Raw genomic sequence first — 23,885 nt, forward strand, 5'->3', positions numbered from 1 at the left:
CGCCCAATTGCAGAATATGGTAAAACTCTGAAGAAAATCAAGAGTTTTCTGCGCAAGATATTTTGATAGTTTCGGATTTCCCCTTCTTATTGATAAGCTAAAAACAAATTCATCAGTTCTTTTTTGTGCACCAAGCCTTAAGTTTCCAAGCTTATAATCAGAGCACACCAAATACAGTTTATTTAGTCTCTTGCAGTGCCAAATAATTCTTTTCTCAAGCTTTCTGTTTGACACTCCAATAATAACTATGTGCTTATCCTTTAAAAAACTTTTGTGAAACTTTCCCTTCCTGAGCTTAAGATATTCACTTTTCAACTTTCTAAAGCCAATATCAAACGTTGGTGATAAAACTTCAACCTTGCAACCAGCTCCTAAAAAGGTTTTGGTTTTTATTAAAGAAGCTTTTCCTGCTCCTATAACCCCCACCTTAATGTTACTTGCTACAAGCCCAATATGCATAAGATTTTCAAAGCCCGAATCTATTTCAAGAATATCTTCTTTATTAGGTTTGAGCAAATTTCACCACTTCCCTTTTTGTGGGCTTCTTTTAAAACCTCAATTGCCCTATCAATATATAGATTTGCCACCCTTATCAAGAGCCTTTCAATTTTTTCTATTTCTTCGCTATTAACATTCTTTAGGTGCTTCACCTGCATTTTGCACAACTGTTCTGCATGCTTTTTCATATCCATAATTAATTCTTTATATTTCCTAAACTCAAGCCAATCAACAAATTCATCAATATATTTTTCAATTATATGGTAGTTCTCTTGCATCTTGGAAATCCTAAATTCCCTGTTGATGGTATCCATCTTATGAACTTGGTCTATATCAATTACCTTAACATTTGGAAGTTTATATACCTCAGCATCCACATCTCTTGGTACAGCAAGGTCAAATATAAGCAGGCTTTTTTCCTCTGGGATATCATCTTTATGGACAACTGCATGTGGTGCAGATGTTGAGCATATCAGACACTGTGCTTCTGAGATTGCATCCTTTTTATCGCAATACTCAAACTTTTCAGGATATAGCTTGACAAATTGATCAATTCTCTCGTTTTTGCGCCCAATTAAAAATACTTTGTCTACATCTGAGTTTTTAAAGTAGTTGCAAAATAAAAGTCCAATATTTCCAAGTCCAATTATAGCGACTTTTCTAATATTTGATTCTTTCAAAACTTTCCCAACAACTGATGCAATCGTGATGGGATGCTCGTTTAATCTTGACTTTGTTCGAAACTCCTTTGAACATTTTAAGGCTACCTCAAAAAGCCTTTCAAGGACTGGATTTTTACCGCCCACCAGCTTTGAAATCTCTTTTGCTTCTTTTACCTGAGCAACAATTTGTTCTTCGCCAATTAAAAGTGAATCAAAGCCACATACAACTTCAAATAGGTGTTTCATACAATCTTTGTCTTTGTAAATATAAAATAAATGCATATATTTCTTATCCCAGCCAAGTTCAGCGAAAATTTTTTCTATGTCCACATCCTCATCTGAAAAGAAGTAGATTTCTGTTCTGTTGCACGTACTGAGGATTATAACTTCATTTGCTAATTTTTTTAAGCTAATTAACTTTTCTTGTAGCTTGGTCTTTGTTAGAGAAAATTTTTGTCTGATATCAACTTCTACTTTGTGATTGATTCCTACGACCCATAGCACAAAACATCATCTCCGAAGGTTTTGGACTATACAAATGCTTATATTAAAAAAAAAGCCCTATAAACGATTTTCCTCCATTGGTTAAAACTATAATTTTTTTGAATGTTAAATTTCCCTCAAGAGAAATTTTATCACGTTGCACATCTTGGTGCAAATTTTCTTGAGGGATCAGCAAGTTGGCTTAAGCTTCTTTCAAGCCTACCGAGTTTGAACTTTCTGTGTAAAATCATTATAGGGGCCATTTCACCTCTTCGGATACTCGATGCCCAAATTAATATCAATTTTCTTCTTAGCTTCTCTTAAAAAAAGTTCTCCTTCCCTGGTAAGCTCATAATATGTGTGATTTCGATGTTTAACACTTTTTCGTCGACGATGGTAATATTTAACTATTCTTCTTTCCACTCGCTTGATAAGCCCTCTCTCCTCCAGACTTTGAAGTCGCTTTCTGCTTTCTTCCAAGGACAAACCCAGACGTATCGCTAAAAGTTTTGCGTATTCTGGTCCAAGCTTTTTGAGGTAAGCAAGGATTGTCAGATCAAGAAGTTCATCTTGGTCATGCCTGACCGGCATACTTTCATCTCCTCATTTTATGGAGCTACTTCTTGCATAGGATTTAAATACCAAAAACTTCCTCAGCATTGTATCTTGCGATTCGCTCAATAATTTCTGGGCAAGCTCGATTCAATTCTAAGTATCTTACTGTCTTGGGCACACTCAGTGGGTCATTGGGTCTGAGATTACTGTAGTCGCTATTAAGTACTCCTCGCTGGAAACGTTCCAGATGATTTAGCAACATTTGAGGAGTAAGACCATCTTGGCGAATTGTAAGACCGGGCACAGCACCAAATCCTCCAATCAGGTCAATAATATCTAAATTAGCATGGTCTATTATCACTTTTCGAGGTTCAATTCCTACCTTTGCAGCAATCTCAATTGTTTTATTGGTAATTTCAATCCTGTTTTCTGGCGGAGTATGAAGAATTACTGCAGCCCCATATTCCTTGGCAATCTTCAATTGCTCATGGAGGACCTCCTGCTCCCGCTGGTTTCCCTCATGTAGCCCAATCTCACCAAGCCCAACGACACCACTCATTTTAAGGTAGTCTGGAAGAGCATCGATCACCCTGAACCAATCGTCCGGTATTCCCATAGGGTGAATTCCAATGGTAATGTAAAGTTTAATACCATTTTTAGCAGCAATACTCATAGAAAGAGTTAACATCTGATGGAAATGATCAAAGAGCGTTTCGGCATGTTTTGCTCCAAAAAATAGAGAGCAGCCAATAACTTTCTTTACTCCTGCCAGGGCCATATTTTCCCATCCTTCGAATGGGAGTAATGAAACATGTACATGAGAATCTACAATCTCTTTCATCAACCTCATTCACCTGCCTTATTTTAGATTTAAGACAACATAAATCAAGGCTTGATATAAGCATACCCTTCTGCCTGTTTTCTTACAATTTCTGTTATGCCAGCTGGCACAACTGTCACAAAATCAGGAAGGCTCTCTTCATCGATAAGCTGCGCTTTGAGAGCATTTCGGCATGCTACAAATTTTACTCCTACCTTTGATAATTTCTCCATCTGTTCTAAAAGCGATAAATTAGATGATATACTGCACAAATTACCACTTTCTACTTGCTTACATTTATCTTTAAAAATAGAAACTGCCTCACCATTAATCACTACTTCAATGTGAGCATTGTCTTGCCCAACATCATTCAAAAGATTGGTGATATTTCCAAGCACTATCTGCCACCTGCTTAATTCGTTAATATGGAAGAGAACCTTCAAGCCATTCATCCAAACACCCACTTTCTGCAAAGTTTTAGCTATCTGACAAAATGTAAAAAATATTTTTTGCCCCGCTTTTATTTTACTTTATTTTAAAATATCATTTTCTCTAAAATACTCCGGTAACTGGTCCCCATTGATAACTACCATATCGCCGTTTTTATTATATACCCATACTCTATCTTTCAAAACAACAACATTGTAATCTGCTTCCTTATCCATAGCACATGCATTACCACAACCACTGATAGTTATATTTCCTTGTAAATTGCCTGAAGATACTATATGCTCGGCTATAGCATGGACATCACCAACACCATTTTTGCAATAGCGCGCACCCATGCATGTCTTTATTCCTTCACTATTCCATGCCAATGCTATTTTGAGGAATGGCAAAAGCCCCATGTGGTTAATAACTTCGGCCAATCGTTCGTTTTGCGCAACCTTAATATAGCTATTAACAATCCTTTTAACAGTGTCGATTAGATATTCTTCTTTTATAACCACATCTAACCGAGTACCTAACTGTGGCTGACGGCCTCCTTTGCCTCCAACGTAAATCCAATAGCCATCTTTGACTGCAATAATTCCTAAATCATTTAGTTGCGCCTCAACGCACGAATTAGGACAACCATTTACAGCAATCTTAAATTTTTTGGGCGTCGCAAGCCCTGCAAGGCACTGATTGATTTGCGCTGCCAGAGGTGTAACATCGCGAATTACACGTTTGCAATGTTCACAAGAACATACTTTAACATTTCGTACAACTGGCCCAATATCAGCCAAAGGCAAGCGAACTTTCTCTAACTCTTCAGCTATTTTGTCAAAATCCTCTGGCTTTATGCCAAAAATCATTATAGCCTGAGTAACTGTAAGCTTCGCACCTCCATATTGTTTGCTCAGTCTCCAGATAGTCTCCAGCTGTTCTGGGTCAAGATATCCATTTACAGGATGAATTATAACAGCGTAACTACCATCTAACTGTTGTATAAACCCTTTATTGATGTACTTTTTAACCATCAGTTACTCTCCTCCCTTAACACAAATATCAACATCTGGTTTACAGGTTTTAAATTAAAGTTAGATCTATATTCGGTTTCTGTCCACAAAACTCTTTGAGCTACCATAGCTTCTGGGTTTAGCTGAACATCTTTTCAATTCTTCAAATTTCTTATTCTCATTACTTTGTCAAATAATTAACTTTAACATTAAGTATAACACCTGTAAAAATACCAGTCCAATAAGAAATAGTTATAACATTAATAACAGTTTCTTATATATCTACAAATACCAGTTTTTACATGTCAATATAAAAAGCATGAGGTATAACTTACTTTTGTAAGAAAACAATAAAAACGTTTATTTTGCCTTTGTTATTAGTAAAATAATATGATACTATTATTCTTGATAACATTGAGGTTATATGAGGTGACAGATATGACCTTAAGAGATATAGAGATTTTTGTCACTGTTTGCGAGCTAAAAAGTATGTCCGCTGCCGCAAAAAAACTCTATATGTCACAACCTGCTGTAAGCCAGGCTATATCACAAATAGAAGGAGAATTTCAGATCAAACTCTTTGACAGAATAGGCAAAAGGCTTAGCCTCACATACCCAGGTGAGATACTTTATAGCTACGGAAGGCGTATACTCAATCTTGTCAAAGAAGCAGAAAATATCCTTTATGATGTGAGAAACATGAGGATGGGAAGACTGAATGTAGGAGCAAGTACCACAGTAGGAATTTATCTGCTTCCGAAAATAATTGGTGATTTCAGAGAAAAATATAGTGTGGATGTGTATTTTACAATTGACAACACAGCAGGAATAGAAAAGCTAATACTTGACAATGCTATAGATCTTGGTATTGTGGAAGGACCAGTCCATTCAAGAGATATTATTGTAATACCTTATATTGACGATGAACTGTATCTTGTATCCTCAAAAAACCACAGATGGGCAGAGAAAAGAAGTATTTCTCCTGAAGAGATTGAAAATGAGGATATAATCATGCGAGAAAAGGGAAGCGGAACAAGGGAAGTCTTTGAACAAACAATGGCAAGAAATAATGTAAGGTACAAAATAAAATATGTTCTTAACAGTACCGAGGCAATAAAAAAGGCTGTTGAAGCTAATATCGGTGTTTCGGTAATCTCAAGACTGGCTGTGGAAAAGGAAATAAAAAATGGTAGACTTGTGAAGATCAATATTGAAAACATGAGATTTGAAAGAAAGTTTAGTATTATTTATCATAAGGACAAGTTCAGGTCGAACTTATTTGAAGAATTTATAAAACATCTTTACAATTACATTGCAAAGTAGTTATGAAATTGTAAGAATATAATCTATCACCCCCTTTTCTCTTTAAAATGGATAAAATATGTTTAGACTGTAAATTTGAAACTTCTATTTGCAGATATATCATACCACTTGTTAGCAAACATGGCTAAATGAAAGTTATCGTTTTTTTGTAATTGAACTAATTCATTCTTAAAATCCTTAAATTCATCAATTGAGTTCACTTTCAAGTAAAATCCATCTGCCGTTATAATTGGAAGTTCACTGTAAATATACTGATCAATATCTACTAAGTCGCTTAATTGACCTTTTCTAACTTTTGCAACAAGTTTACCATTTATGTCAATGACATCAAAACTTTCAGGGTAAGAATAAGTTTCACCCTCAATAGGAACCGCATCTCCTACTTTAAATGTTCTTTTGTACTTAGAATGTTTTCTAATAAGACCTTCAGACAATGAATAATAATATTCATCAAAGCAATGAACTATCATCTCTTTGTCATCTTTTACAAATTTAGTTGCCTCTTCTTTTAGGTTAGCTAAGCCTGATATGATGCCACCGCCAGAGACATCATACTCGTCTACTAAAACAAACCTACCTGTTGTAGGATTTACTTTAAATTCATCAAAGCAAATCTTTTCCTTAGTTTTTATAGTCACTTCTGCAACATCGTTTGTTCGAACCTCAAGAGCATTTTCTACTGTCTCAAGAGTTGTCGCATCTATAACTTTGTCTATAGAAACAATTTCACATTCTGTCTCTTGTGTAACAAGCTTTAGTTTATATGTTTTATTCTTCACAAGATTTCTTTTTCCAAGCCAAAACAAATTTGCCCTGAACGTATCTGAAACATATAAAGTATTATCGTTTTTGTGAACAATAACTTCTCCTCTCTTGTTAAAGAACTCATCTTCAATAGTAATTCCAATAGACATTCCTGCCACTACTTCATCTTTTTTATTATTTTCTGGCCAAAACTCAATTGATTTGACTTTGCTAACCTTTCCTTCTGGCAGAATTTTTATTTCATCTCCCACTTTTAACCTTCCAGACTCAAGTCTACCAGCAATTATTCTTCTGTGGTCAAATTTGTACACATCCTGTATAGGAAATCTTAAGGGTCTGTCTTCCAATTCTTTGTCTTTTTCAAAAAGATCCAAAGCTTCTAATAAAGTCTCGCCTTTGTACCATGGCATTTTATCAGACTTTCTTGTTATGTTCTCTCCTAAAAATCCTGACACTGGAATGTACTTCTGAGGATATACGTTGAGCTTGTCCAAAAAGCTGGATATTTCGTATTTTATTTCTTTGAACTTTTCTTCTGAAAAGTCTATCATGTCCATTTTATTGACTATAACATATACCTTTTGGATACCCAAAAGTGATAGAATATATGCATGTCTTTTTGACTGTTCCTGTACACCTTCAGCAGCGTCAATAACAAGAAGTGCTGCTTCTGCATTTGCAGCACCTGAAACCATGTTTTTGAGAAATTCTTTGTGCCCCGGAGCATCTATAATCAAATAGTCTCTTTTTGGTGTTGAAAATTTTATCTGGGTTGTATCAATTGTAATTCCTTGTTTTTGTTCTTCTTCTAATGCGTCTAAAAGATAAGCATATTCAAAAGGTCTGCCTTTTTCTTTGCTTATCTTCTTCACTCTTTCTATTGCAGTCTCTGGGACAGATTTAGTATCATACAAAAGTCTTCCAATTATCGTTGATTTACCATGGTCAACGTGACCTACTACTACAATCTTGAGTAGTTCTCTTGCTGTCATAACTCCCGTGTACCTCCTCAAGTAAATTTTACATGTACCCTTCTTTTCTAAGCTTTTGCATTGCATATGCATCTTCTTGGTCTTGAGCTCGTCCTGCTCTTTCATTTATTTTGGTGTTTTTTAGCTCTTCAATTATCTCATCAATTGTTGTTGCATTTGACTCAACAGGGAATGTGCATGGCGCACATCCAAGAGATCTATACCTCTTACCGTTTTTAGCAAAGTACAAATCAATAACCGGAATGTTTTCACGTTTGATGTACATCCAAATATCAATCTCTGTCCAGCTAAGCAAAGGATGAACCCTTATATGGCTTCCTTTGGGAAAATCTGTATTGAACTGGTTCCAAAACTCAGGTGGCTGATTTGTATAGTCCCATTCTAAATCTTCGTTTCTTAAGCTAAAGAACCTCTCTTTTGACCTTGAACCTTCTTCGTCTCTTCTTATGCCAAGTATCAAAGCTTCAAATTTGTATTTATTAATCACCTGCTGAAGTGCGTCAGTCTTTAGTGCTTTGCAGCAAACAAGTCTTCCCTTCTCAGGCCCCATCCCTTGTTTTATAGCTTCTTCATTTATGTGGACAATTAAATCAAGGTTGTATTCCTTTGCCAATTTATCCCTGTACTTTATCATTTCTGGAATTTTGTAGGTTGTATCTATATGAATTAGCGGGAATGGGCAATGTCCGAAGAACGCTTTTTTAGCAAGCCACAAAAGCACTGTTGAGTCTTTTCCTATTGACCATAGCATTGCTATCTTGCTAAATTTGCTATAAGCCTCTCTCAAAATGTATATGCTTTCTACTTCCAATCTATCTAAGTGATCCATTTTACTCTTCCCTCCCTAATACGTGGTGTTATCATTAGGATTTTGTACAATTACTTCTTTTTCGCCATTTGGCTTTTCAAAAAACCAATAAAGTAAATTATTTTCTTTTTTAACATACATAATAGTTCCTCTGCCACCAATATCTGCCCCTAAGAAGTATTGTATTGCTTGAAATGTACACTCTTTTACACACGCAGCACAGCCCCAGCAATCACGCGGGTCTCTGACAAATGCTTTCTTATCTTCATCTATCACAATTAAATTGCCTGGACAAATTTCAGCACATTTTCCACAGCCAATACATCTTTGTCTGTCAATCCTTATGCTCATATACCTCATCCTTTTTTACTAAGCTTCTAAAGATTATCTTGACTTGGCCATCTTCAAATCGGGAATTCACATACTTCAAAAAGTTCTCATCGTCCTTATAAGGATAATCAACAAATTCTTGGAATGCTCTCCATCTTGTTTCTTTCCTTGCTTCTAAATGATGTAGCAAAACTTTGCAAACATAGAGTCTGTCAATAAGCTCATAAATTTTCATAAGCTGGTAAGTATCTTCTGCTCTCAATCTCTGAGCAAGTGTAAAAAGTTCTTCTATTCTTTCTTTAGCAATTTGTAGCCCTTTTAGATTGTACGCATAACCTGTCGAAATCCCACCAGCATAAACATCCATTACTTTTTGCATAGCTTCTTCTAATTCTTCTGTGGTGTACAAAGGAGAAGTATTGGTGAAAAATCTCTGCACCTCATTGAGTTTTTGTTCTATTGAGGATATATCTAAGGTTTCAAACCCTTTGTCTTTTATATACTTTAGCGCAGAATTTGCAGCTATTTCAGCCTCTGCAAAACAGCCTGTTACATACTTGTGAGGACATCCTCCAACAACATCGCCTGCTGCAAACAAACCTTTCAAAGTTGTTTGTCTTTTTGTATCTACCCAATAACCACTTGCTGAATGACCACCAACGATGTATGGTTCTGAGCCTTCAATTTCGACATTCTCAACCGCCGGTCCTCTGCCACTGTCGATCCACTTAAGTGTCTGCGATGGTGCCATGTGAAGATATGCTTTTATTAGCCTCTGCTCGTCCTCTTTAGAAATCCCAACTGTTTTTAAATAACACGGACCTCGGCCTGCTTTCAATTCCTCAACCGTTGAAAATACTCTGTTGTATGTGGTAGGTCTTCCATATCTTTTTTCATAGTACTCACCTTTTGAATTGATAAACTCAGCTTTTACCTCTTGAGCTATTGTTCCCGTCGGCGCTAAAGTATCCTTGCAGCGAAGAGCTATAAATCTAACTTCGTAACTTGTCATCTCGCAACCTGCTCTGATTCCCATTGCATATCCTGAACCTACATTAAAAGGTGGATACCACATCTTGTGTCTTGAAAATTCAGGGTTGTTAGGCCTGTAGAGTCCTGCAGCACCACCTGTTGCACAAATCACTGCTTTGGCGATGATAATGTAGAAAACATTGCTAATTATAGAGAATCCATATGCCCCTATTACTTTACTGTCTTTGACGATGTAATCAATGATATTCACATGATTTAGCACTTTAACATTTTTTTTACTCTCAACTGCTTTTGCTAAAATTGGTTTTATATTTTCGCCGTTTATTTTTATGTTTCTTTTACCTCTTGCTAAATATTTTCCATTTGAATCTTTTAAGATGACAAGACCCATATCTTCAATCTTCTTTGTAACCTCATTTAATCTTAAGGCCATAGTGTATACCAAATCTTCTCTTACGATATTTTCGTAATCCTCCTTGACATACTGCAGGTACGTCTCGGGAGTTTCTCCTTCTGTGATATAGGCATTAAGAGCATTGACACCTGCAGCAAGGCATCCGCTTCGCTTAATGTTTGCCTTTTCTACAATTAAAACACTAACGTTTGGCGCTTTTTCAGCAATTGCTATGGCAGCAAAACACCCAGCTGTTCCACCACCAATTATGAGTATGTCGGTTTTGAGCATCTTCACTTCAAAGTTCATCTTACTTTATCACCCTTCTTTAGTTTTGGGAGGCATGCCATTTTAAATCTTTTCAAGTGCCTGGTAAAAATCTTCTATTATGTCTTCTACATCCTCAAGGCCAACACATATTCTTATCATATCTTCATAAACACCCATAGCTTCTTTTTCTTCAGCAGAAAAACCTACATATATAGTTGATGCGGGATGTACAACAAGTGTCCTTACATCTCCTATATTGGTTGAGTTTACGGCATACCTTAGTGAATCTATCACTTTAAACGCATTTTCCTTGGTTCCAACCCGTATTGTTAAAATTGCTCCATATTTGCCTCCAAACTGTTCTGTTGCAAGCTGATAATATATACTTTCCTCAAGCCCAGGATAATTTACTGAAACTACCTTTTTATTTTCCTTTAAGGCCTTGGCAAGACTAAGAGCATTTTCGCAAATCTTTTGCATACGAACACCAAGAGTTTCAAGCCCAATTGTATTTAAAAATGCATTAAAAGGCGATATACAGGCACCAAAATCTTTAAGCAAATTATTTCGAAGTCGTGCAATGTACGCAAATTCACCATACTTTTTGTATTCCTTAATAAGCGGATACCTATCATAATCAATTTTCATGTTGCTGCTTGCAACTATAACTCCGCCAATACAGCTGCCGCTTCCATTTATAAACTTTGATGTAGAATGAACCACTACATCAGCACCAAGTTTTATGGGTTTTACAAGATACGGCGTTGTGACAGTGCTATCAACAACAAGTGCAATACCATGCTCATGTGCAAGATCAGCTATTTGCCTAATATTTGGAACATCAAGTTTTGGATTTCCTATCGTTTCTATAAAAATTACTTTAGTTTTATCTGTTATATACTTTTCAAAGCTTTCAACGCTACTGTCCTCTGCAAATCTTGTTTTGATACCAAAATTCTCAAATGATTTGAACAATGAATATGTGCCACCAAAAATGCCGCTTGCTGAGACCATTTCATCTCCACTTTTCACCAAATTCAATATTGCTAAGGCAATTGCTGCCATGCCAGACGATGCGGCAACAGCAGCAATGCCTTCTTCTAAAAATGCTATTCTCCTCTCAAATGCCTCAACTGTAGGATTATTAATCCTTGTATATACAAAACCTGGCTTTTTCCCAGAAAAAACCTCTTCCAGTTCGTGTGCAGTTTCGTATTGGAAAGAATTACACAGGTATATTGGAATATTTGTTGAACCCCTTTCTTCCTTTGGACCAACATTTCCGTGAATCAAAGAAGTATTAAGTCTCATTCTTGTCCACCCTTTTTTACAAATACTGTATATGTTCCATCGTTGTTATTTATCACTTTTAAAATCTCATGACCTTCTTCTTTTAAACTTCTCGGGACATTTTGAATAGGCTCACCTTCGTTCATTCTTATCTCTATGATTTGTCCTACCTCCATGTCCTCCATTGTGGCTTTTGCTTTTACAAACGTCATTGGACACACAAGATTTGTAATATCCAAAAAAACATCAGCTTTGATGTCACTCATTAAAATCACCCCTTTTATTTTCTATTGCTTTTTCTAACTCTTTTTTGAATACATCCCATCCAACTCTCTCTAAGGTATTTCTAAACCTTTCGCCTTGTTTGCCATATTTTTTGTAAAACTCAAGTGTAGCTTGAATGACCTTGTGAACATCCTCTTTTGAAAATAGGATCGGCAAAATCTGTTTTCCAAGTGCTATATTGTTTCCAAACATACCACCAAAATAGAGAAGATAGCCAGGCTTGCCTTTCCACGAATTAGTTGGACACGACTTTACACACCTTCCACAATAGGTGCACTTGTCTCTATCTATGGTAATCTCTTTATTCTTCTCATCTATTTGTATTGCCTTTGTTGGACATACAGCCTGGCAAAGTCCGCAAAACGTGCAGCTGCTCTTTTCCCACTCAGGTTTTACTGCTCCTTTTATACCTAAATCATTTTCTTCAGCTTTAAGGCAATTATTACCACAACCTGTTATTCCGATTTTAAATTTGTGTGGAAGTTCCTGGGCATAATATCTCTTGTCGCACTCGTTTGCAAGCTCTGTTGTGTCTATAATTCCATTTGGGCAAATGTTACTGCCTTGGCAAGCAGTAATTGTCCTTACTCTTGGTCCGCATGCACCAGGCTCAATGCCTGCTTCTGATAACTCTTTTTTTACTGCTTCTATATCCTCCAGTTTGATAAACGGTATTTCTACTCCCTGTCGTGCAGTCAGGTGCACATATCCTCTACCATATTTGTTTGCAACCTCGTATATTTTTTTTAATTGTTCGGCACTTAGTCTTCCACCAACTACTCTTAGTCTCATAGAAAAATAACCTTTTTGGACTTGTCGCATAAACCCCCCTTTTTTTAGCTCATTGTAATTTATCTCTTTCACCTCAGATTACCCCCTAATCCTTTAAATGATGTGGATTTCTTCCTCTTCTACATGAGTTTCATATATCCTAAATGATTTTAAAACAGGATTTTTTTCGTCCATTAGTGATAATATGAGATAGCTCAAACTCTTATCAAAAGCAAGCCTTTTGTCCTCTTCAGACGGCCTTGCGGGTGTGGTTGGATGGCTATGAAAATTACCAAGTAATACCCAGCCATTTTTTCTCATGTCTTTTACAGCTGCAAACTGTTCAAGTGGGTCCATTGAAAAATGCTCTGGACTTTGGTCTACATTGGTAAGCAAGTAAACTTTCTTGACAATTCTCTTTTCATCCTCAATAACTCCACCCAGAAGTCCACACGCCTCCATAGGTAAGGAGTTTAAACAATGATTTAACATCTCCTCATATAATGTTTTTGGCAATATTATCAATTCTAATTTATCCCTCCTGTTTTTTGGCATTCACTTTTGGAACTCTTATCCTTAGCCTTTTAAATCACACTGAGGCTGTTCATAGTCGATTAATTCTTTTATTGTTGGATTTTTACCGCATACCTCACAGCTTTCTCTCTTGTTTATCTTTACTTTTCTAAATTCCATCTTCAAAGCGTTGTAAATTAAGATATATCCTGTTAACAGGTCACCAATTCCAAGCAAATATTTAATTGCTTCTGTTGCCTGGATTGTGCCAATTATTCCACCCATCACACCTAAAACTCCTGCCTGTCTGCAAGTTGGAACTGCATCAGGTGGTGGTGGGTTTTGAAAAATACATCTAAAGCACGGCCCTTTCTCTGGCACATAAGTCATGGTTTGCCCATCAAATCTTATGATACCTGCATGTGAAAATGGTTTTTTTAGCATTACACAGGCATCGTTTATTAAAAATTTTGTTGGAAAGTTGTCTGTGCCGTCGATTATAAAATCATAATCTCTATCCTTGATGATGTCTATTATGTTATTTGAGTTTACCATTTCACGATAAGTTACTACCTCCACATCAGGATTCATTTGGTTTATCTTTTCCTTTGCAGAAAACACCTTTGGCTTGCCTACATCAGGTGTAAAGTGTATTATTTGTCTTTGAAGATTGGAAAGCTCAACTGCGTCAAAATCGACAAGCCCGATTGTTCCAACACCGGCAGCTGCCAAAAACATTGCAGCAGGGGAACCAAGTCCCCCAGTACCAATGATCAAAACCTTAGATTCCAAAAGTTTTTGCTGTCCTTTTGCGCCAACCTCGTTCAGGATGATATGTCTTGAGTATCTTTCAAGTTGTGTATCTGTTAACTTCATAATAGTCCCCCTCCCATGAAATATAGAAACTCAACCTCATCACCATCTTTTACTGTAACCTTATCATATTCACTTCTGGGGATAATTTGACCGTTGAGCTGCACTGTTACGTATTCTTTCATTGAGACATTTAAAACATCTAACATCTCAAAGATTGTCATCTCTCTTTCAATTTGTACTTCATTACCATTTGCCTTAATTTTCATTCTTTTCTACCTCCCTCATAAATTTTCATGTATTTTAAGGCCCCATCTAAGTCTTATCTGATTTTCTAAAGGGCCAAATATTGCCTTTTCTACAACAAGTCCGAAAATAATTGTTACTATCATCACGCTAATGACCTGACTCATATCTGCAAGGTCTCTCCCAACCATAAGTACTTGCCCTAAACCTTTTGTGGCAAAGAGCATCTCACCTGCCATCAGCGCCCTGAATGCAAACGACCAACCTTGTTTCATGCCTGAAATAATATACGGAAGGCTTGCAGGGATAATTACATTTAAGTAAAGGGTTATACCTTTTGCACCCATCGTTTTTGCTGCTTTTATATAAAGTGGATTTACATTTTTAATGCCTGACTCAACTGCAAGTGTTATAGAAAATAGAGAACCAATTGCAGTTACAAATATAATGGCTTTTTCTGAAAGACCATACCATAGTATGGCAAATGGTAGCCAGCAGACGCTCGGCAATGTCTGAAAACCAAGAATAAGTGGTCTTAAATTTCTATCTAAAAATCCGAACTTTACTATTGAAAGTCCAAGAATAATTCCCGCAATAAGAGAAATCAAATAACCTATAACCATTCTTTTAGTTGTTGCCCAGATTGCTATGAACAAAACATTGTTATCCAGAAGTCTTATAAAAGTTTCTGCTACTGATACAGGAGATGGAAACACATAAGGTTTCCATATCTTAAAAAGCTCAACAAAAATTCTATAGACCAATTCCCAAGCTACTATCAGAGCTATATAAAACAGTGTCCTTTTCAAAACTCCAATCGCTATCGTATTCTGCTTTTGCAATCTTTTCCACCTCATCTTTTAACTCTTTCATAATAGCAGATATCATATAGACTATGTCAGGATTATCAAGAAGTCGCGGCCTTGCAAGTCTTATTTCAAAAACCTTTTTGATTTTTCCCGGGTTTGAAGACATAACCACAACTTTGTCTGCTAAAAGAACCGCTTCTTCTATATTGTGTGTCACAAATATAATTGTCTTTTTAGTCTCCCACCAGATTCGCTGAAGTTCAAGCAGCAGGATATTTTTTGTCTGGCTGTCAAGTGCTGCAAAAGGTTCATCCATAAGAAGAACTTCAGAGTCAAGCGTCAATGCCCTTGCTAATGCAACTCTTTGTTTCATTCCACCTGATAATTGGTGAACATAAACGTCTTTAAACTTAGTCAGGTGAACCATCTTTAAGTATTTAAGCGCCCTTTCATTTCTCTCTTTTTTGGGCACACCTCGTATTTTCATACCAAATTCAACATTGTCAATTACTTTTAGCCATGGAAATAAAGCTGACTCTTGAAACATTACAACTCTATCTGGACCAGGTGACAAGACTTCTCTGCCGTTTAAAAAAACCTTTCCCTCAGTGGGTTTTTCAAGCCCAGCTATTATATTCAAAAGTGTAGATTTGCCACAGCCAGATGGACCGAGAATGCATATAAACTCTCCATTTTGTACTTCTAAATTTATTTTTTCTAACACATTTATTTCTTTGTTTTTTGATTGAAATCTCTTACTTACATTTTCAATCATCAATGCCAATTTTTAGTACACCTCTTTGTTTTTGATTCTATCTAAAATTTCTCTATTCACTAATTCTTCAATATTTGGTTTTCCTCTTAAGTATCCCAAGTCAAAATATGACTCAATGGCTTTCTCCAAAGGCTCTCTTTGTATTTCACTTGTAAGTTTGATATTTTTGAATGACTCATTTAAAACATCTTCGGGCAATGGCTTAGAAGTTATCTCAGAAATCTGTCTATTTATCATCTTGCATGATTTTTCAGGATTTTTTTCAATATAATCTGTTATCTCTAAATGTGCTATGAGAAACTTTTCTACAATATCAGAATGCTCTTTTAAAAACTTTGAAGTTGTTATAATTACTGTTGTAGGAATATCTATGTATTGTGCTATTTGACTACTGTCAAGCACAATATTGGCATTTACTTCTTTTTTCAATCTTGTTCCCCAAGGTTCAGGAACAAGTGCTACATCTATCTCATTTCTGTCAAGCAGAGTTTTAATATCTGGATTTTCAGCTTGAATAATCTCAACATTTCCACCTTTGGTAGTATCTTTAAGTCCAGCTTTGTTTAATAAAAACCTTAATACAATATCCTGGGTATTCCCAAATTGAGGAACTGCAATTTTCTTACCTTTTAAGTCACCTAATTTTTTTATATTCAAGCCCTGCCTTGAGACCAGCATCATTCCTCCATTTGCAGCTCCTGCGATAATCTTTATTTCACCGTTTGTCTTTTCAAAGCCGTTTATCGCAGGAATTGGCCCAATATAACCTATGTCAACCTCATCAGCTAAAAACGCTTCTATCTCGGCCGGACCTGCATTGAAAACCTTATATTCAACCTTTACATCTTTGCCTATCCTTTTTTGGAAAATGCCAAGTTCTTTCCCTACCAACGCTTGGGCATGAGTTATATTCGGGAAAAATGCAATTCTTACCTTTATATCTTTGTCTTCTTTTCTTGCATAACATCCTGAAAGGAGAAATAACAAAGTAATTGGCAGTATAATTAAGGCAGCCACTTTATAATATCTTTTTATTGCCATTTATGTGCCCCCCTAATATCAACTATTTTTATCGAAATACTCTGAATTAAAGTTATTTTTTTACCTCTGCCCACACCTGCTTTTGAGCAGAGGCAAATTGTTATTTTTTGTATTCTTAAATTTCTATCTAAATACTTGGTTATTAAAATTATAATATAGCATTATTTCCATGTCAATACCCATTCAAAAATTTATAATCCAAAGTTGCAACAACGATACTAAAGATTGTTAAGTACAGCTGTTATATAGGATTAAAAACATAGCTACCAAATAGCTCACGTATCAAACCAGAGACTAAATTCTACAAAATAGCCCCATCTTTATCGCTACTAAAAAGAAAACTATTTGCTATAATGAAGCATTCAAAAAACATGGCAGTAACACCCAGTTGGATTGAAAGCCAAACATGCTGCCTTACCCATCCTGCCTTCTCTTAAGATACTCTTTGTACCCTGCTTCCTCTAACTCTTTTGCCTTTTCTTCAACTTCATTTTTCATCCTCTCTTTGTACTCGGCTATTTTTTTTCTTATTTCAGGATACTTCACCCCTAAAATCTCAGCAGCCAAAATTCCGGCATTTTTAGCATTGTTGATTGCAACTGTTGCAACAGGAATACCTGCCGGCATCTGAACAATGGATAAAAGAGAATCAAGTCCATTTAAAGAAGATGTCTTTACAGGAACACCAATAACGGGCAAAGAAGAAATTGAAGCAACCATTCCTGGAAGATGGGCAGCTCCGCCAGCACCAGCAATAATTACCTCAATTCCCCTTTCCTCTGCCTCTTTTGCATATTTGAACATCCTCTCAGGTGTCCTGTGTGCAGACACAATTGTCATCTCATACTCAACTCCAAAATCTTCTAAGACTTTTGCTGCCTCTTTCATAACAGGCAAATCTGAGTCGCTTCCCATAATTATTCCAACAAGTGGTTTCTTCATTACATTTTACACCTCCGATTTTATTTTTAACACTTCCTTTACTTTCTTTGCCTTTTCTATAGCTCTTTCTAAATTATCGTCGAGTATTGTTATATGTCCCATTTTTCTGAAAGGTGCGGTTACTTTTTTGCCATAGAAGTGAAAAGAAACACCTTCTATTGAAAGTGCATTAATCAACCCCTCTATGACAGGCGTCCCTTTGTACCCATCTTCACCTAATAGATTTATCATCACAGCAGGAGACAAAAGCTTGGTAGAACCCAGTGGCAAATCACAAATGGCCCGAAGGTGCTGTTCAAACTGACTCGTAATGCAGGCTTCTATGGTATAGTGGCCTGAATTATGCGGCCTTGGAGCAATCTCGTTTATTAAGATTTTTCTGTCTTTTGTCAAAAAGAGCTCAACTCCAAACACACCAACACCTTGGAGTGCTTCAACTGCCTTGATTGCTATCTTCTTTGCCTCATCCTCTATATCCTTTTCAACTCTTGCCGGCACAATGAGCATATCAAGAATGTTTGCAGTCTCATCGAAAACCATTTCTACAACAGGATATGAAACAACATCTCCTTTTTTATTTCTTGCAACAACAACAGCAAGTTCTTTTTCCACGTCTACAAATTCTTCTATATAAGATTCAGTTTTGAGAACTTTATTTATATCATCTTTACTTTTTATAACCACAACTCCTCTACCATCATATCCGCCTTTTGTTGCTTTCTGAACAAGCGGAAAACCGAAGCTTTCAAAAAAAGATATATCAAAGCTCTCTACCCTTTCAAACCTCGGCACAGGAAGCCCTGCACTTTGTAACACCTGTTTTTGCTTCAGTTTGTCTTGAATTATCTCTAAGCAATATGGGGATGGCAGAATATTGTATCCCTTATCATAAAGTTCTTTTAGAACGCTTGTGTTGATATGCTCTATTTCATAGGTTGTAATGTCACTTTTTTCAACAAGCTCTTTTAATTTTTCTGGATTGTAAAAATCACTTACAATCAGCTCGTCTGAAACTGAAGCTGCAGGACACGCAACACTTGGGTCTAAAGAGATAACATAAAACCCCATCTGCTTTGCCTTTTGAGAGAGCATCTTTCCAAGCTGTCCACCGCCAATTATGCCTATTTTCATAAGAGGATAGCCAAAAACTCTTTTGTCCATTCTTTTCCCTCATCTCTCCTTTTAAAAGTGTAGCTGTTTTTAAAATTTTCAAAAAATGACCTCCTCATAGAATTAAGAATATTTTATCTTCAATTCCATGAGGAGGTCAACAGCTTGAAAGTGTATTCTATTTATTTTTAGATATATTCTACTTTATCAACGAAACATAATCCTCTAAACTCCCGTCATCTAAGCAACATTCTATAATCTGTCTTCCAAGAGGATGCAAATCCAATGTTTTGAACTTGACAATCTCTTTCTTGAAGAAATCTATCAAAATCTTTGCACCTTCCATATATCCTTCTTCACCAACTTCTGGCTGAAGGTCAACTTGAAGTAAAAACTTCGGAATATATGTCCCTTCAACCTTCATGTACTCAAGAGCATACCCTAAAAGTGGAAGCTTTGCTGGCTTTAGCTGATCGGACCTTAGTCTCACATTTCCTCTTTTTGCTAAGTACTCTCTTGTAATCCATTGGGGCATAAAGCCTACTTTATACGCACCAATGTATTGATTTGGAATGAGAATATACTGAGTTCTTGTAAATTGTAATATTTGCTCTAAAAGAAGGTTTGCCTGTTTCACCATAAGGCCTGTTGCAAATGGCCAGTAAGAACCAACACCTTCAGAGCTCAAAGCCTCAGCCTGCGTTATGCTTGGGTTAGCATGGCCACGGGGGCTAACAAGCCTCCATAGCCATGCCAGTGCAGGTGGTAGAAGGTGAAATATGCCTACTATTCCATATGTGGGTTTTGACTTTGTGCAAGGTGGTGTTCTTACCCCAAAACTTCGTATATCAACCTCAACAGGCTCATCTACAATATTAGGGATGAACCTGCGAGGTAAAATCACTCTCGGATTTGGACAGGGCTTGCCTGGTTCATCCATTGTATGGTCCCAAATAAGACAAGTTGAACCAGGCACACCTTCTAAGTTTAAGAAAATAAGAGGCTCTGGAGGATGAATGCAAAGCCTTTCTAATTGCGGGTCTGTGCCATAATGAGTGATATTGTCAAGCCTTACAAACCAGCCTTGTTCTGCATCCTTTACAATCATTTTAGAACCTGTTTGAAGGCTGGGATGAACAAGAGCGATATCATCTGTAACAGGATGGATTTCGCAAGACTCTTTTATCTCAAGGTATATTTTCTCTTTTGTAATAATGTTTTCGCCCAAAAGAACCCTGTTGTCTTTTTCTCTATGCATCTGCTGGCACATCTCGCTTTTGCCGCCACCGCTTGCACCTTCGTGCATGATTGTTATGACATTGTCATATGGTGTGACAATTCTGACAGTTGAGGCGTGCGCAGCTACCCAACCTTCCATCTCACCAATGTTTAAAAGTACACCATATACGCCTTTTTTAGCACTCGGTCCTGGATACAGATTATACGAAAATATCTCATGAACACCGTTTACCCTATTGTGTACAACCACTTGTTTGCCGTTAAAATGTGTGTGTCTGAATGGTGGAGCAACGTAAATTACCGCTTTCGGCTCAAAAAGCTCAATCTTTTCGAATTCACTTCTTGGAATAAACCCCTGAATATCAGCAAGTGCAAAACCAAAAAACGCAGCATTAAGCGGTGCTATCACAAGCGCAGGATAGCCGTGTTCTTCCCCACCGGCATAAAAACCATATACAATCAGTTCCTGTGTTTTTAACCATTCAAATGTTTCTTTTCTGACCTCTTCAAAATTATCTCCGTATACATCTTTATACCTTGGCTTATCTGTCTCACCTTCATCACCGATAATCAAACTATCAGGGTCTCTTCGTCTCATGTATACATCTGGATAATTGACAACAATGCCATTTTTGCACCTTGTGACAATTGCCTCAACTACTTCATCCTTGCCTTCAACCTCATATTTGACCTCAAAAATCATATTGTCTTTTCCACCAAGTGATAGGTCAATAAAGTCAGATCTTTTTTCAGGCATAGTTATTCCCTTGCAGCTATTTAAAATATCAAAAACTTCATCTTTTATTTTCAAGTTCAGTAATTTATTCATTGTAATAAATACCTCCTGTTCAAAATTTTAGTTACCCTCAATAAACTCTATTTTCTCACGCACAAGCCTCAAGATGTATCTGTAATCGTCTACAGTTTCCTTTGTTTTCTTGATATCGTCAGAATTATCCTTCAAAAATTCTACAACATAACCTTCTAAACACTGCACAACAATCTTTAAATCTTTGAGAAAGTTTTTGTCTCTGTTTGTGTAGAAGGTAAGTGTCTTTGTGTTGAGGTGAAATACATCCAACAAGACAAGTGGCAATGCCCATATATCAACATAGCTCCCGTCCCAAAAGTATTTGTAAAAGAAGCTTGCTAAAAAAGGATTTGTTTCACAATAATCTTTAAAAAATTTCTCTATAAGTATAAAAAAACTCTTTCTTGTCAAAAGTTTTGAAGCCAAATCTTTTGTTCTGTGGAGGTTTACCTCATAAATCTCAGCAAACAATACAAATACCTCCTTAAATTACATTTTCAACCTTAACACAACAACAAAAAAAGCCAATATTTGCAAAGCTTTTTGCCTTGCAAATATTGGCCTACCTTGCAACTGGCCATTTTTCTGGCCCTTTGCCCGGTCTGCCAATTTTTTACTTTAGACGTTTTTCTAAATTTTCGTTTAGAGTTACTACTATCACCTTTTCTCCATTGATAGTATTGACATCAGAGTATATTCCTGCAATGTCAACATCTATAACCTCTTTTATGAGTTTTTCTAACACATCTTTTGCATTTTCAAATAAAGTCGCTCTTACCTTTTTGATAAGCTCAACTCCCTCTTTTGTCTGGGCAAGCTTTTTTTCTGTAGGGCTTAGAAACCCAATTAATCTTACAACTATTACATCTTCTGTGATTATTGTCTTTATTTGTTTTGGACCCCTGCCCATATACTCCATCTCAAACTTGCTGACTGCTTCACTGATTTTTGCTTCTATCTGTCCTTTTGTCATCCCTTTTTGTTTTTCGCTACAACATTAGTCTGGTTATTAGTATAGCAAAATGAAATTTGAATGTCAAGATTATTCAAAAATTTTTTGTAGTAAACTTTTAACAGATTGATATTAAAGCTATTTTGGACAATCAATCTGTAAATTCTGCAAGTTTACATTTTTATTTTTTCATCGTCAAACAAAAAAAATAGTGCCACCCAAGCTGTTGTCGGGCAGCACCACTTTAGATTTTCGTAAATCTCAAAAGAATATTATTTTTTATCTAAAATCTCATTTAAGTCATTTTCAGGATTTGATATTGGCTTTATGTTGAATTTTTCAACAAGAACTTGAAGAATATTTGGTGATACAAAAGCTGGCAATGATGGACCTAAATAGATGTTCTTTAAGCCTAAGGATAGCAGTGTCAATAAAATTGCAACAGCTTTTTGTTCAAACCATGAGAGAACTAAGGTAAGTGGTAAGTCATTTACATCACAATTGAATGCCTTTCCAAGCTCGATTGCAATGACAAGAGCTGAGTATGCATCATTGCACTGACCAATATCCAAAAGTCTTGGAAACTCGCCAATAGTACCAAAATCCTTTTTGTTAAATCTGTACTTGCCACATGCTAAGGTTAAAATCAACGTATCTTTTGGCGTCTTTTCTGCAAACTCTGTATAGTAGTTTCTGCCTGGTTTTGCACCATCACATCCACCAATTAAGAAGAAGTGTTTAATTTGGCCACTTTTAACTGCATCAATTATCTTGTTTGCAAGGCCAAGCACAGTGTGATGTCCAAAGCCAACAAGTATCTTTTTTTCCTCTTCATCCTCTTGCCAGCCACCAAGTTCAAGCGCTTTCTGGATTATTGGTGTAAAGTCCTTTTTGTCATCCACTTCCTCAATATGTGCAACTCCATCAAAGCCGACAACACCTGTTGTGAAAATTCTATCTTTGTAACTATCTTTTGGCTTTTGCAGACAGTTTGTTGTCATTAAGATACAACCTGGAATTCCGTCAAATTCTTTTTGCTGGTCTTGCCATGCTCCACCATAGTTTCCTACTAAATGTTTATATTTTTTGAGCTCTGGATAGCCATGTGCAGGTAACATCTCGCCATGGGTGTAGATATTAATACCTTTACCTTCTGTCTGCTCTAATAGATCTTTTAGGTCTTTTAAATCGTGTCCAGAGACAATTATAAATGGCCCCTTCTTCTTTGAAATCAAAACCTCTGTTGGCTGTGGATGACCAAAGGTTTGTGTGTGTGCTTCATCAAGTATCTGCATACACCTGAAGTTCATCTTACCAAGTTCCATGCATAGGTTAAACAGTTCATCTGCTGAGATGTTGTTGTCTAAGGTTCTTGCAAGCGCTGTAAAGAAGAAGTTGTTTACATTTTCATCTTGCTTTCCAAGCCTTGCTGCATGATGAGCGTATGCTGCCATCCCTTTTATTCCATATATTAGCAGTTCTCTGAGTGACCTTATATCCTCGTCAATCTCGTCCGCTAAAATCCCAACCTTTTTCCCATCTTCAATCATCTTTTCTACATCTTCTGGTGCTCTGTAATCTACTGCAGCAGGTACGTTTTGTAAGTTACCCACCTGATTTTTGAGATTTTCTTTTACTGTTTGTGCTTCAAGGATATACTTTACAAATCTTTTCTCATCAAAGTTTACGTTTGTAAGTGTTGAAAACAGGGCATCCATCATGAACCTTGTTGTGTACTGTTCAATTTTTCTTCCCTGTTTCAAAAGTTGGTCACCTAAGTAAGCAATACCTTTTAATTGGTACAAAAGTAGGTCTTGCAAGTTAGCAACTCTACTGTCTTTTCCACAAACACCAACCTTTGTGCAGCCTTTTCCACCTGCTGTCTGTTCACATTGAAAACAAAACATTTCTGTTTGAATCATTTCAAACAACACCTCCTAAAAGTTTTCAATA

Annotated in this window: 26 protein-coding genes; 1 reads left to right on the plus strand and 25 read right to left on the minus strand. The window is 36.5% G+C overall.

Going from position 1 to position 23,885, the window contains the following annotated elements:
• From H964_RS00085 to H964_RS00110, 6 genes are all read right to left on the minus strand, one after another.
• The coding region (locus H964_RS00085; RefSeq protein ID WP_039763501.1) for an NAD(P)-dependent oxidoreductase at positions 1-516 on the minus strand (516 nt) is incomplete at its 3' end.
• Complete coding sequence (gene hemA, locus H964_RS00090) at positions 480-1,664, minus strand: glutamyl-tRNA reductase (RefSeq protein ID WP_039763503.1); 1,185 nt, start codon at positions 1,662-1,664, stop codon at positions 480-482. The genes H964_RS00085 and hemA, both read right to left, overlap by 37 nt.
• 243 nt (positions 1,665-1,907) lie before the next feature.
• Positions 1,908-2,234, minus strand: a complete 327-nt coding sequence (locus H964_RS00095) for a DUF2250 domain-containing protein (RefSeq protein ID WP_039763505.1) — start codon at positions 2,232-2,234, stop codon at positions 1,908-1,910.
• Positions 2,235-2,277: 43 nt separating this feature from the next.
• Entirely contained in the window at positions 2,278-3,039 is a 762-nt protein-coding gene (locus H964_RS00100; RefSeq protein WP_039763506.1) for a TatD family hydrolase, read from the minus strand.
• Positions 3,040-3,083: 44 nt separating this feature from the next.
• Positions 3,084-3,470 (minus strand): DsrE family protein, encoded by a 387-nt coding sequence (locus tag H964_RS00105; protein WP_039763507.1) that lies wholly within the window; start codon positions 3,468-3,470, stop codon positions 3,084-3,086.
• A gap of 78 nt (positions 3,471-3,548) precedes the next feature.
• The gene (locus tag H964_RS00110) at positions 3,549-4,481 is read right to left on the minus strand and encodes a nitrite reductase (protein ID WP_039763508.1); all 933 of its coding nucleotides are present in this window, start codon (positions 4,479-4,481) and stop codon (positions 3,549-3,551) included.
• A 417-nt stretch (positions 4,482-4,898) separates the two neighbouring features.
• On the opposite strand from H964_RS00110, the gene H964_RS00115 reads away from it, so the two are divergent.
• Positions 4,899-5,783, plus strand: coding sequence for a selenium metabolism-associated LysR family transcriptional regulator (locus H964_RS00115; protein ID WP_039763509.1), 885 nt, complete (start codon positions 4,899-4,901; stop codon positions 5,781-5,783).
• A gap of 62 nt (positions 5,784-5,845) precedes the next feature.
• On the opposite strand, the gene H964_RS00120 is transcribed toward H964_RS00115, so the two are convergent.
• The 19 genes from H964_RS00120 to hcp all read right to left on the minus strand — a co-directional run bounded on the left by H964_RS00120 (position 5,846) and on the right by hcp (position 23,854).
• Positions 5,846-7,540 carry a sulfate adenylyltransferase subunit 1 gene (locus tag H964_RS00120; RefSeq protein ID WP_039763510.1) on the minus strand — a complete coding sequence of 565 codons (1,695 nt, stop codon included), beginning with the start codon at positions 7,538-7,540 and terminating at the stop codon, positions 5,846-5,848.
• 28 nt (positions 7,541-7,568) lie between these two features.
• Positions 7,569-8,369 carry a sulfate adenylyltransferase subunit CysD gene (gene cysD, locus H964_RS00125; protein WP_039763511.1) on the minus strand — a complete coding sequence of 267 codons (801 nt, stop codon included), beginning with the start codon at positions 8,367-8,369 and terminating at the stop codon, positions 7,569-7,571.
• A 15-nt stretch (positions 8,370-8,384) separates the two neighbouring features.
• A complete protein-coding gene (locus H964_RS00130) occupies positions 8,385-8,699 on the minus strand; it encodes a 4Fe-4S dicluster domain-containing protein (protein ID WP_039763512.1) in 315 nt (104 codons plus the stop codon).
• The gene (locus tag H964_RS00135) at positions 8,683-10,374 is read right to left on the minus strand and encodes an adenylyl-sulfate reductase subunit alpha (protein WP_039763515.1); all 1,692 of its coding nucleotides are present in this window, start codon (positions 10,372-10,374) and stop codon (positions 8,683-8,685) included. The genes H964_RS00130 and H964_RS00135 overlap by 17 nt, the downstream gene beginning before the upstream one ends.
• A 42-nt stretch (positions 10,375-10,416) precedes the next feature.
• Positions 10,417-11,646, minus strand: coding sequence for an O-acetylhomoserine aminocarboxypropyltransferase/cysteine synthase family protein (locus H964_RS00140; protein WP_039763517.1), 1,230 nt, complete (start codon positions 11,644-11,646; stop codon positions 10,417-10,419).
• Positions 11,643-11,891: a sulfurtransferase TusA family protein gene (locus tag H964_RS00145; protein ID WP_011917163.1), complete on the minus strand. Its 249-nt coding sequence runs from the start codon at positions 11,889-11,891 to the stop codon at positions 11,643-11,645. Before H964_RS00145 ends, H964_RS00140 begins: the two co-directional genes overlap by 4 nt.
• Positions 11,884-12,774, minus strand: coding sequence for a 4Fe-4S binding protein (locus H964_RS00150; RefSeq protein WP_039763522.1), 891 nt, complete (start codon positions 12,772-12,774; stop codon positions 11,884-11,886). The genes H964_RS00145 and H964_RS00150 overlap by 8 nt, the downstream gene beginning before the upstream one ends.
• A 21-nt stretch (positions 12,775-12,795) precedes the next feature.
• Positions 12,796-13,206 carry a M67 family metallopeptidase gene (locus tag H964_RS00155; RefSeq protein ID WP_039763525.1) on the minus strand — a complete coding sequence of 137 codons (411 nt, stop codon included), beginning with the start codon at positions 13,204-13,206 and terminating at the stop codon, positions 12,796-12,798.
• Between the two features lie 51 nt (positions 13,207-13,257).
• On the minus strand, positions 13,258-14,070 hold the full coding sequence (locus H964_RS00160; protein WP_039763529.1) for a HesA/MoeB/ThiF family protein: 813 nt from the start codon (positions 14,068-14,070) through the stop codon (positions 13,258-13,260).
• Positions 14,067-14,276 (minus strand): sulfur carrier protein ThiS, encoded by a 210-nt coding sequence (gene thiS / locus H964_RS00165; RefSeq protein WP_039763533.1) that lies wholly within the window; start codon positions 14,274-14,276, stop codon positions 14,067-14,069. The genes H964_RS00160 and thiS overlap by 4 nt, the downstream gene beginning before the upstream one ends.
• 15 nt (positions 14,277-14,291) lie before the next feature.
• Positions 14,292-15,017: an ABC transporter permease gene (locus tag H964_RS00170; RefSeq protein ID WP_039763536.1), complete on the minus strand. Its 726-nt coding sequence runs from the start codon at positions 15,015-15,017 to the stop codon at positions 14,292-14,294.
• Complete coding sequence (locus tag H964_RS00175; protein ID WP_039763538.1) at positions 15,007-15,846, minus strand: ABC transporter ATP-binding protein; 840 nt, start codon at positions 15,844-15,846, stop codon at positions 15,007-15,009. Before H964_RS00175 ends, H964_RS00170 begins: the two co-directional genes overlap by 11 nt.
• A gap of 3 nt (positions 15,847-15,849) precedes the next feature.
• Complete coding sequence (locus tag H964_RS00180; protein WP_039763540.1) at positions 15,850-16,878, minus strand: aliphatic sulfonate ABC transporter substrate-binding protein; 1,029 nt, start codon at positions 16,876-16,878, stop codon at positions 15,850-15,852.
• 414 nt (positions 16,879-17,292) lie between these two features.
• Entirely contained in the window at positions 17,293-17,820 is a 528-nt protein-coding gene (purE, locus tag H964_RS00185; RefSeq protein WP_039763543.1) for a 5-(carboxyamino)imidazole ribonucleotide mutase, read from the minus strand.
• A 6-nt stretch (positions 17,821-17,826) separates the two neighbouring features.
• Positions 17,827-18,981 carry a 5-(carboxyamino)imidazole ribonucleotide synthase gene (locus H964_RS00190; RefSeq protein ID WP_039763546.1) on the minus strand — a complete coding sequence of 385 codons (1,155 nt, stop codon included), beginning with the start codon at positions 18,979-18,981 and terminating at the stop codon, positions 17,827-17,829.
• 148 nt (positions 18,982-19,129) lie between these two features.
• Positions 19,130-20,998, minus strand: a complete 1,869-nt coding sequence (locus H964_RS00195) for a DUF4914 family protein (protein WP_039763550.1) — start codon at positions 20,996-20,998, stop codon at positions 19,130-19,132.
• A 27-nt stretch (positions 20,999-21,025) separates the two neighbouring features.
• Positions 21,026-21,451: a hypothetical protein gene (locus tag H964_RS00200; RefSeq protein WP_039763553.1), complete on the minus strand. Its 426-nt coding sequence runs from the start codon at positions 21,449-21,451 to the stop codon at positions 21,026-21,028.
• Positions 21,452-21,593: 142 nt separating this feature from the next.
• Positions 21,594-21,953: a DUF2294 domain-containing protein gene (locus H964_RS00205; protein ID WP_039763556.1), complete on the minus strand. Its 360-nt coding sequence runs from the start codon at positions 21,951-21,953 to the stop codon at positions 21,594-21,596.
• Between the two features lie 251 nt (positions 21,954-22,204).
• Complete coding sequence (gene hcp / locus H964_RS00210) at positions 22,205-23,854, minus strand: hydroxylamine reductase (RefSeq protein WP_039763559.1); 1,650 nt, start codon at positions 23,852-23,854, stop codon at positions 22,205-22,207.
• Positions 23,855-23,885: the final 31 nt, after the last annotated feature.

The organism is Caldicellulosiruptor sp. F32 (genome assembly GCF_000404025.1).
GTDB classification, from domain to species: Bacteria; Bacillota; Thermoanaerobacteria; order Caldicellulosiruptorales; family Caldicellulosiruptoraceae; genus Caldicellulosiruptor; species Caldicellulosiruptor saccharolyticus.

Bases quoted from the DNA above. Each gene is read 5' to 3' on its own strand.
- H964_RS00095 (WP_039763505.1), bottom strand. From the start codon at position 2,234: ATGCCGGTCAGGCATGACCAAGATGAACTTCTTGATCTGACAATCCTT.
- H964_RS00100 (WP_039763506.1), bottom strand. From the start codon at position 3,039: ATGAAAGAGATTGTAGATTCTCATGTACATGTTTCATTACTCCCATTC.
- H964_RS00105 (WP_039763507.1), bottom strand. From the start codon at position 3,470: ATGAATGGCTTGAAGGTTCTCTTCCATATTAACGAATTAAGCAGGTGG.
- H964_RS00110 (WP_039763508.1), bottom strand. From the start codon at position 4,481: ATGGTTAAAAAGTACATCAATAAAGGGTTTATACAACAGTTAGATGGT.
- H964_RS00115 (WP_039763509.1), top strand. From the start codon at position 4,899: ATGACCTTAAGAGATATAGAGATTTTTGTCACTGTTTGCGAGCTAAAA.
- H964_RS00120 (WP_039763510.1), bottom strand. From the start codon at position 7,540: ATGACAGCAAGAGAACTACTCAAGATTGTAGTAGTAGGTCACGTTGAC.
- cysD (WP_039763511.1), bottom strand. From the start codon at position 8,369: ATGGATCACTTAGATAGATTGGAAGTAGAAAGCATATACATTTTGAGA.
- H964_RS00130 (WP_039763512.1), bottom strand. From the start codon at position 8,699: ATGAGCATAAGGATTGACAGACAAAGATGTATTGGCTGTGGAAAATGT.
- H964_RS00135 (WP_039763515.1), bottom strand. From the start codon at position 10,374: ATGAACTTTGAAGTGAAGATGCTCAAAACCGACATACTCATAATTGGT.
- H964_RS00140 (WP_039763517.1), bottom strand. From the start codon at position 11,646: ATGAGACTTAATACTTCTTTGATTCACGGAAATGTTGGTCCAAAGGAA.
- H964_RS00145 (WP_011917163.1), bottom strand. From the start codon at position 11,891: ATGAGTGACATCAAAGCTGATGTTTTTTTGGATATTACAAATCTTGTG.
- H964_RS00160 (WP_039763529.1), bottom strand. From the start codon at position 14,070: ATGAAGTTAACAGATACACAACTTGAAAGATACTCAAGACATATCATC.
- thiS (WP_039763533.1), bottom strand. From the start codon at position 14,276: ATGAAAATTAAGGCAAATGGTAATGAAGTACAAATTGAAAGAGAGATG.
- H964_RS00180 (WP_039763540.1), bottom strand. From the start codon at position 16,878: ATGGCAATAAAAAGATATTATAAAGTGGCTGCCTTAATTATACTGCCA.
- purE (WP_039763543.1), bottom strand. From the start codon at position 17,820: ATGAAGAAACCACTTGTTGGAATAATTATGGGAAGCGACTCAGATTTG.
- H964_RS00190 (WP_039763546.1), bottom strand. From the start codon at position 18,981: ATGGACAAAAGAGTTTTTGGCTATCCTCTTATGAAAATAGGCATAATT.
- H964_RS00195 (WP_039763550.1), bottom strand. From the start codon at position 20,998: ATGAATAAATTACTGAACTTGAAAATAAAAGATGAAGTTTTTGATATT.
- H964_RS00205 (WP_039763556.1), bottom strand. From the start codon at position 21,953: ATGACAAAAGGACAGATAGAAGCAAAAATCAGTGAAGCAGTCAGCAAG.
- hcp (WP_039763559.1), bottom strand. From the start codon at position 23,854: ATGATTCAAACAGAAATGTTTTGTTTTCAATGTGAACAGACAGCAGGT.